Source organism: Nostoc sp. DedQUE07 (assembly GCF_034530975.2).
Lineage (GTDB): Bacteria > Cyanobacteriota > Cyanobacteriia > Cyanobacteriales > Nostocaceae > Nostoc.
The window spans coordinates 1-7,694 of the sequence record NZ_JAVRCC020000104.1 but is presented as its reverse complement, the minus strand read 5'-3'; the positions used below and the strand labels follow the sequence as shown (position 1 = coordinate 7,694).

Here is a 7,694-nt window from a genome sequence, read left to right as displayed (position 1 = left end):
CGTTTCCGTGTTTCGCGCAAGCTGTAGCAACTTCTGCTTTAACGTTTCCGCGTTTCGCGCAAGCTGTAGCGACTTCTGCTTTAACGTTCCCGTGTTTCGTGCAGGCTGTAGCAACTTCCGTCACGACTGTAGCAACATTGGTTATGTCTGTAGCGATGTCGGTTGCCACATCACGATGAAAATTTTGAATATAGCGGTTCCCAATTCATGGAACACAGACCTAACCCCCAGCCCCTTCCCTTCAAGGGAAGGGGAGTAAGATTCAAAGCCTCTCTCCTTTTAGGAGAGAGGTTTGGAGAGAGGTCAAAAATGTACTGCACCCAAGCGAAAACCACTATAGGGTTGTTATATTACTCTTCTTCTAGCAACTGTTCTATATATTTTTGCACCAAAGGCACTTGAAAAGCATTGCCTTCTTGAGTCAAGATTTCTTTTCGCGTTAGTTTGCGGATAACACCTTTGTCTTGCGGCGTGGGAGTTTTTCCGTGGATTATCCGGCGTAGCAGATAGCGATCGCTATCTGCTAAACTCTTCCATAATTCCCGAAAATACTGATCTCCTCGCTCCAGCACAACAGGTATAACTTCTTGAACATCTTGTGCAGTAGCTTTTGCTGTATCTGCTTCTCGCCTGTTTCTTCTGATATCGCGGTTTAGCAACTCCACCACTTCATAACACACCAACTGAACGAGATAAGGTTGACAGCGAGTAAGTTGGATAATTTCATCTACAGCAGTTGGTTCATAGATATTGCTGAAGTTATCTACTGGCTGTCGAATCAAATCGCGGGCTTCTGACTCGTGCAGATAAGTCATTCGCAAAGCACGGGTGTTAATTAGATAGTCACTCCAGTAATCATCAAGTTCAGATAACTCCTGGGAACCGCTAAAAAGTAAAATCCACTTGCGTTGGTGTTGCAGCAAGTTACGGATAAAATTGAGCGGCGCACGGCTGCTTGTTGCTTCCACTACCTCACCCAGGCGTTCATATTCATCCAGACATAAGAGAAATCGCCTACCAGGATTGCCGCGTTCTATTTCTGTTAGCCAATTTTGCAGTGCTGGAAATGGATCTTCAGCCAGTCTATTGGCATCTGGCTTAGGAAAGTATATTTTGCGGGCAAGTTGCCGTGCAGCTTCAATAATTTGTTTAGCTAAATTTTCTGCCAATCCCTTAAGCGTCGTCGCTGATGCTGCACCCTGTAAATCTACCAGCAAAGGTATAATATCTGAGCCAATTCTATAAGGTAGATATTTCAGCGCTGAGGTTTTCCCTGTCCTCCGCCCACCATAGAGTAACAAAACTGGCGGTTGCTCAGAAAGCGTCAAAGATTCGATTTCCCGAAATATATCAATTCGCCCTTTAAAACGATTCTTTGCTGTTTCTGGGTCTAGCGAGTTACCAGCAATATAAACTTGTCGAATTTCTTTTGATTGCTGTGCCTGTTCCTTTAAAGTGCGCTGCGCCGTTTCTAATATAGTTAGCCAGCTTTGTGCAGTGTTGCCAAAAGAGACAGCAACGCGAGCATCTTTTGTCAAAGCTAGACTTTGCCCCAGTTGGCGTAATGCGTTAATGGGAATATTCAGTAACTCATATTTACGATAAGGTGAAGTTGCTTCATCTGATGCCCGTACATCCTGGCTGATTTCCAAAAATTGGGGCAGTACAGCGCCAAGTTCCTTTGGTGGTGGTGAGGGAATCCATGCTAGTTGGTTGGCAATCTCCGCAATATCGCTCAACCTCTGACAACAATTGAGAATATCTACAGCAATACCAGATATTGCCTGTGCTGCAACTCTTTGCTGATTGGTGGATGTAATTAGATAATTAATAGTCTCACGGGCAGCCATTGGGTTCTTTCGATAAGCCTCTACAATCATCACATCCATGAAAGGCAGAGGCAAAATAATCAATTCATCAAAGCGTGGGGGCAGATATCGCAAACAATTTACCCGCTTCCCATTGCGAGACAACAAGAACAGGGTGAGTATCCATAGTAATTCTGGCAACCAGAAGTAAACCCGCAACACACCCAAAATCCATGCCACGCCTCCTGCCACGCTTCCCACCACGCCGAATGCCACGCCTCCCGCTACGCCGAACGCCACGCCTGGCATCACGTTTACCCCTATGCCTCGCACCATGCCTATCGCCACGCCGAACGCCACGCCGAACGCCACGCCTCCCGCCACGCCTATCGCCATGCCGAACGCCACGCCAAACGCTACGCCGAACGTCACCCCTATCGCCATGCCGAACGTCACGCCTATCGTCACGCCGAACGCCACGCCGAACGCTACGCCGAACACCACGTTTGATAAAAATTGATATGCCAAAAACATGCTAAGGACAGCAATAAGGAAAATAACTAGCCTATTTTTATTACCGCCACGGTCTACAACCCTTCCTATAAACCAGCCCGCCAAAAAAACACAGCTTATAAGCCAGTTAAATGATTCACCACTAACCAAAGCGTAAATTGGTGCCACCAGCAACACGGCAAACATTGGAACTACAGCAGTTAGCCACCAAACTTGCCTAGCATAGCGACGCAGGCGCGGGTTAGTACAAAACTCAGCCCATTTATTAAAGGGGTTATCTCTCGGCTTCAATTCTGGATGGATATCGCGCAGCCAACGTTCAAAGGTAAATGGCTTGAAGTAAATCCAATACAGCAGGCGCACGCATTCAGCTACATAAGTCCAAAAGCCTGATGCTGGAGACTTATTACTCATTGCTACTTTATCCCCAACTTGTCGCGCACAAAATCCCAAACTTCATTCCAGTGCAGCACACCCACCGAAACCAAAACGAGCAAAAGCAGAATTACCATCCCGATAATCCAGTTGCTCACATCATCAACAGTCTCACCAATAAACTTGGCTATTCTACCCAGGCGTACTGGTAAACCCCAAACCAACCAATGCAGCCATAATTGCCATCCTTGTCCCTTTGCTTTAGATTTAGGATTTGCAAGCTGTTGTTCAAACTGCTGTTTTGCCCACTTGATTGGCTTGCCTTGTTGACGTGCTTCCCACAAATAGTAACCAGCCAATTGCAACTTGTAAGGATAACGATCGCCCCATTGCTGGGCATGATTCTGTTCATCTACACTTAAAGCTGCACCATTTGTAGAGCGAGTTGGTAAGCGCGACAGTTCAATAGCCTCATCTGTAGTTAGTTCATTCAAAGAAATCGTGTGACCAATATTGAAAAAACTAGAGACAAACCGATGCTCGTTAGCATAAACATTCAGTTGTTTACGGGAAGCGACCACTAGCATCAAGGCGTTGCTATCCATCAGCGATCGCAAATTGTCATAAAATCCATTATCGAATTTATCGGGATATTTCAAAAGGCTTTCAAAATCATCCAAACAGAGAACGGGTAGCTTTCCTTGCTGTTTCCATTGCTTAACCGCATCTGAAAATGCTTGCCGATTAAGCGGTTTAGTCTTCCAACAATTTTGCAGACTGCGTTGTTGCCATCCCTGAACGTGACTCAGTAAAGCTTCAGCTACAGCCTCATAGAAACCCATTTCAGTTTGGCAATCTACACCCTGTAACGGTAAGTAAACAACCACATAACGATTGGTGTTTTGTAATACTCGCTGCTCCCAAGTCCGAACGAAATAATGCAGCAACGAAGATTTACCAATGTGCTTCTCACCAACTATATTAATGCTTGTAGGCTGATCGCCCTTCATCCGAGATGCGATCGCATTTAGTTCATCCTTACGACCGACAAATAGCCTGGGATCTTCAATCATCCCCGCAGCCACAAAAGGATTAGAAGGCATAGCTCCAGAAGCCATGTAAAGCGTTATCCTAGTTTCAGCAATTTAAGTGCAATCACTTAAAAGAATAGCACTTAGTGCAAAACAGACCCTTGATGCATCATTACTTCCCTGAAACTATAGCAGTTCTTAATCAGGTAAGGTACATCATAGCCCCCTCCTCGCTTGCGGGGAGGGGGTTGGGGGTGGGGTTCTTATAACTTACAAAGGCCGAGAAGCGCTATAGATTAACCTGAGAGCAATCCCTTTAATACTTTTGCCAAATACTCATACTGCTCTAAAGTATTGTAAATCTGCGCCGAAATCCTTACCAACAGCCGAGGTTTTTCCTGCCACGGCATCATCGGCACTTGAATACCAAACTTATCAAACAACTCATCATGTAAAGCCAAAAAATCGCGGTTTTCCAACATCGTAGGCATTGGCACAACTGCCATTGAACCAATCATTTCCTCTGGACAAGGCGGTTGCACTTCCAGCCCTTCACAAAGTAGCCGTCTTCCCTGCAACACTAGCTGATGATTTTGCTGCATTAATTCTGTCCACCCACCAGGTAGCAACGAACCCATAAAAGCGATCGCTTCTGGCACACACATATAAGCTGTAGGATCGTCTGTACCTGTCCAGTCAAATTCCAACTGAAAGCGGCTTTTATCAGTGCGTGGCGAATTTGTCCCGTGGCTAATTGTCAGAGGACGAATTTCTGACTGTTTATCTCGTCGCACATACAAAAATGCTGCCCCCTTGGGCGCACACAGCCATTTATGACAATTCCCCGTGTAATAAGTTGCGTCAATCTCTCGCAAATCGAGAGAAATCATTCCAGGCGCATGTGCCCCATCGACCAATGTATCTACACCCCGTTGTTGCAACTCCTTCGCCAACTCTTGAATCGGGAAAATTAGCCCTGTCTGGCTGGTAACATGATCCAAAAGTGCTAATCGGGTTTTTGGTGAAACTCGCTCAATTACTGCTGCGATTACTTGCTGTGGCGAGTCAATAGGGAAAGGAACTTTTGCCACCACCACCCGCGCACCAGTGCGACTGGCAATAAAATCAAGTGCATTGCGGCAAGCATTATATTCGTGGTTAGTTGTAAGTATTTCGTCCTCTGGTGAAAACGTCAGCGACCTTAACACCGAATTAACGCCAGTCGTCGCATTGGGGACAAATACCAAATCCTGCACATCAGCACCTACAAAGGCCGCTAGCTTACTTCTGGCATCGTCTAGCAGAGGTTCCCATTCCCTAACAAAAAAGCGCAAAGGTTCATGTTCGAGTTGCGATCGCAAACGTTGTTGAAACTCCAGCACTTGTTTAGGACAAGCACCAAAAGACCCATGATTCAGAAACGTCACAGTCGAGTCAAGCGACCATAAGTCTCTCATGGATAATCTAGAATCCAAAATTTAAAATCCAAAATTGCTAAACTCCCCAGGCTGGATTCGAACCAGCGACCAATCGATTAACAGTCGATCGCTCTACCACTGAGCTACTGAGGAACGCTCACGATTTATAATCTTAGGGCTAAAAATAGTATTTGGCAAGTACTTTCGCCAATATTTTTTTTTAGATAGTTAATTTATAGAAATTTTGCAGCCAAAATCTATTCAAGAATTTAAGCAGAGACTCTTAGATACTAAATATCTACTACAATCCCATTCGTAATTCAGCCAGACGCTGCCGCGCCTTAGCATCAATGCCATTAGCTAAAAACCGACTCTTAGATTGTTTGCGCGTATGATACTTCTGTCGCATCCGGCAGACAGTGGCTTCCACTTCGCCACAGAGTTGTTGTGCTGACAACCATTCAGCCCCATACCCTTGTATCATCAACTGCTGTGCCCGATCTGATGTAGCAACAATCACACGAGAAATCAAAGATTGGGCTATTTGGTGGCGAAAAGAAGCGCAGGATTTTTCAATATAAGTATCTGCGGTTTGCCCAAAATCAGTGTAATAAACAGATAAAAGCTCAGTAATAATTTCTTTATTACTAGAGGTGTTTTGATATTGGGCATCAAAAACTATCTGAGTTGTGTAACCTTGAAACGCACTATAACCAGTCATTGCTTCCACAAGTTCGCCCCGTGCGGCCTCTAATCCAACGCTATCACGCGTTTTTTTAAGGCAAGGCCAAGCGCCTATTATATTGTAGCCGTCCACTAACAAAACGGCTTGGAGTAAGGAACGGGGCATGGTTTTTAATCACAATTTTCTAGAGTTAACAAAATTCATTCATAAGTTTTATAATAATTGATGCATAGTCTGTAACACTATGTTACATAAAACAAAAAATACGGCAGCCTCACAAAACTCAAACTTCAGATAGACGCACCAACTTAAAACGCGCCTTTATTTAAAAGGCGCGTTAGAGTTCTAGTTAGTATTATTCAGGAATGCGAAATGCAATGAATTTTACTTAGCACTCAGCACTTAATTAAGAGGCTTCGCTGTGTACCTCCATCAGACGTTGTTTGAGACGTTCGGCTTCACCACTATCTACCAGAGAGCCTTTTTCTAGCAAGAAAGCGCCGTCACAATAATTCAACTCATCTAATCGATGTGTCACCCATAGGGCTGTAATACCTCGACTTTTGACAAGGCGGCGGACACCAGCAACTAAATCCAGCTGGCTATCTGGATCTAGTAAGGCAGTGGGTTCATCTAATAATAAGACTTCACAGCGACGGGCGATCGCACCGGCGATCGCGACTCGCTGTTTTTGTCCCCCAGAGAGTGCATAAATAGGGCGTCGTTGCAATGTAAGCAAATTCACCGCTCCAAGCGCCTCCTCAACTCTTGCTCTGGTAGCAGCAGGCGGCAACTTTTCTTCCACCAATCCAAAAGCCACATCAGCACCAACAGTTGGCATCACCAGTTGATGATCTGGATTTTGGAAGACAAAGCCAACGGGTTGCAAAACCCGAATTTCGCCAGATTCAGGAGCTAATAACCCCGCCAGCAGTCTCAGTAAAGTAGATTTTCCGCTGCCATTTGTACCTAAGAGCATCCAAAACTCACCCTTGGGTACTTCTAAAGAGCAAGATTTGATAACTTTTTCTCCATTCGGCCAACTGAAATTTAAATCCTTGACCTCAATGCCCACTTGAGCCATTTGTCAACCTTGGTTACTCAGCAGCTACGGCAAAAAAGCCAGGTGGTCTGCCACCACCTGGGGTTGTACCATCTTTCTGAACAATCTGCACCCCAGAAATTTCACTAGCGCGGACAGCAATTTTTTTCTCTGTCTTGCCTTCGCATTTGAGTTCTACAATGTCAGGGTTCCCAGAACGGATTGCTGCCAAAATTAGCTGATAGACAGCCTCAGCATCCTCTGCTGACTTACGTTGTACTGAGATTGGGAAAGCAGTGTTTCTGATGCTTAAATCGATGGTAAACATTTAGCAATAATCAAATTTAACTGTGGACTCATTTTAGCGTCAGCTGAGTGATTCTAGGGAAATGAGGATTGGGCATCCCTTCTCTGCGAGACGCTACGCGAACGACTCCGCTTAGGACAAGTGGGCATTGGGCATTAGTTATTTCTTCGATCCATTGCTCCTTTGCCTCTCTGCCTCTCTGCTTCTGATTCCCTATTCCCTACTCCCCATTTATCACCTCATCTGAATCAAAAAATAAATTTTATGAGAAAACCCCTAGAAAAATTAGCAATTTACACCTAATATAATTAAAGGTGTGTAAAAAATTGTAAACTTGGTTAACAACCTGGTTAACTTTCTGCTTATGGAAGGCCTTAATATCGCCATCTATAATACAGATACAACCTGTACTTATAAACATTTGGAGATTTGCTCTAATGACCATCGCAGTTGGACGTGCGCCCAGTAGAGGGTGGTTTGACGTTCTAGACGACTGGCTCAAGCGCGATCGCTTC

The 7,694-nt window shown here is 44.9% G+C and carries 6 protein-coding genes and 1 tRNA gene; all 7 read right to left on the bottom strand.

All coding sequences use genetic code 11. The annotated features are described in order from the left end of the window. Positions 1–350: 350 nt before the first annotated feature. Positions 351–2,735: an ATP-binding protein gene (locus RMZ95_RS33895; protein ID WP_322683868.1), complete on the bottom strand. Its 2,385-nt coding sequence runs from the start codon at positions 2,733–2,735 to the stop codon at positions 351–353. 2 nt (positions 2,736–2,737) lie between these two features. Beyond that, complete coding sequence (locus RMZ95_RS33890; protein ID WP_322683867.1) at positions 2,738–3,799, bottom strand: ATP-binding protein; 1,062 nt, start codon at positions 3,797–3,799, stop codon at positions 2,738–2,740. Positions 3,800–4,023: 224 nt separating this feature from the next. Beyond that, positions 4,024–5,184, bottom strand: a complete 1,161-nt coding sequence (locus RMZ95_RS33885) for an aminotransferase class V-fold PLP-dependent enzyme (RefSeq protein ID WP_322683866.1) — start codon at positions 5,182–5,184, stop codon at positions 4,024–4,026. A 42-nt stretch (positions 5,185–5,226) separates the two neighbouring features. Then, positions 5,227–5,298 (bottom strand) — tRNA-Asn (locus RMZ95_RS33880). A 148-nt stretch (positions 5,299–5,446) separates the two neighbouring features. Continuing rightward, entirely contained in the window at positions 5,447–5,995 is a 549-nt protein-coding gene (locus RMZ95_RS33875; protein WP_322669865.1) for an NYN domain-containing protein, read from the bottom strand. Between the two features lie 241 nt (positions 5,996–6,236). Next, the gene (locus RMZ95_RS33870) at positions 6,237–6,914 is read right to left on the bottom strand and encodes an ABC transporter ATP-binding protein (protein WP_094352150.1); all 678 of its coding nucleotides are present in this window, start codon (positions 6,912–6,914) and stop codon (positions 6,237–6,239) included. Positions 6,915–6,927: 13 nt separating this feature from the next. After that, the gene (locus RMZ95_RS33865; protein WP_012410874.1) at positions 6,928–7,200 is read right to left on the bottom strand and encodes a hypothetical protein; all 273 of its coding nucleotides are present in this window, start codon (positions 7,198–7,200) and stop codon (positions 6,928–6,930) included. Positions 7,201–7,694: the final 494 nt, after the last annotated feature.

Coding starts and splice junctions, on each gene's coding strand:
- RMZ95_RS33895 (WP_322683868.1), bottom strand. CDS start 2,735: ATGAGTAATAAGTCTCCAGCATCAGGCTTTTGGACTTATGTAGCTGAA.
- RMZ95_RS33890 (WP_322683867.1), bottom strand. CDS start 3,799: ATGCCTTCTAATCCTTTTGTGGCTGCGGGGATGATTGAAGATCCCAGG.
- RMZ95_RS33885 (WP_322683866.1), bottom strand. CDS start 5,184: ATGAGAGACTTATGGTCGCTTGACTCGACTGTGACGTTTCTGAATCAT.
- RMZ95_RS33875 (WP_322669865.1), bottom strand. CDS start 5,995: ATGCCCCGTTCCTTACTCCAAGCCGTTTTGTTAGTGGACGGCTACAAT.
- RMZ95_RS33870 (WP_094352150.1), bottom strand. CDS start 6,914: ATGGCTCAAGTGGGCATTGAGGTCAAGGATTTAAATTTCAGTTGGCCG.
- RMZ95_RS33865 (WP_012410874.1), bottom strand. CDS start 7,200: ATGTTTACCATCGATTTAAGCATCAGAAACACTGCTTTCCCAATCTCA.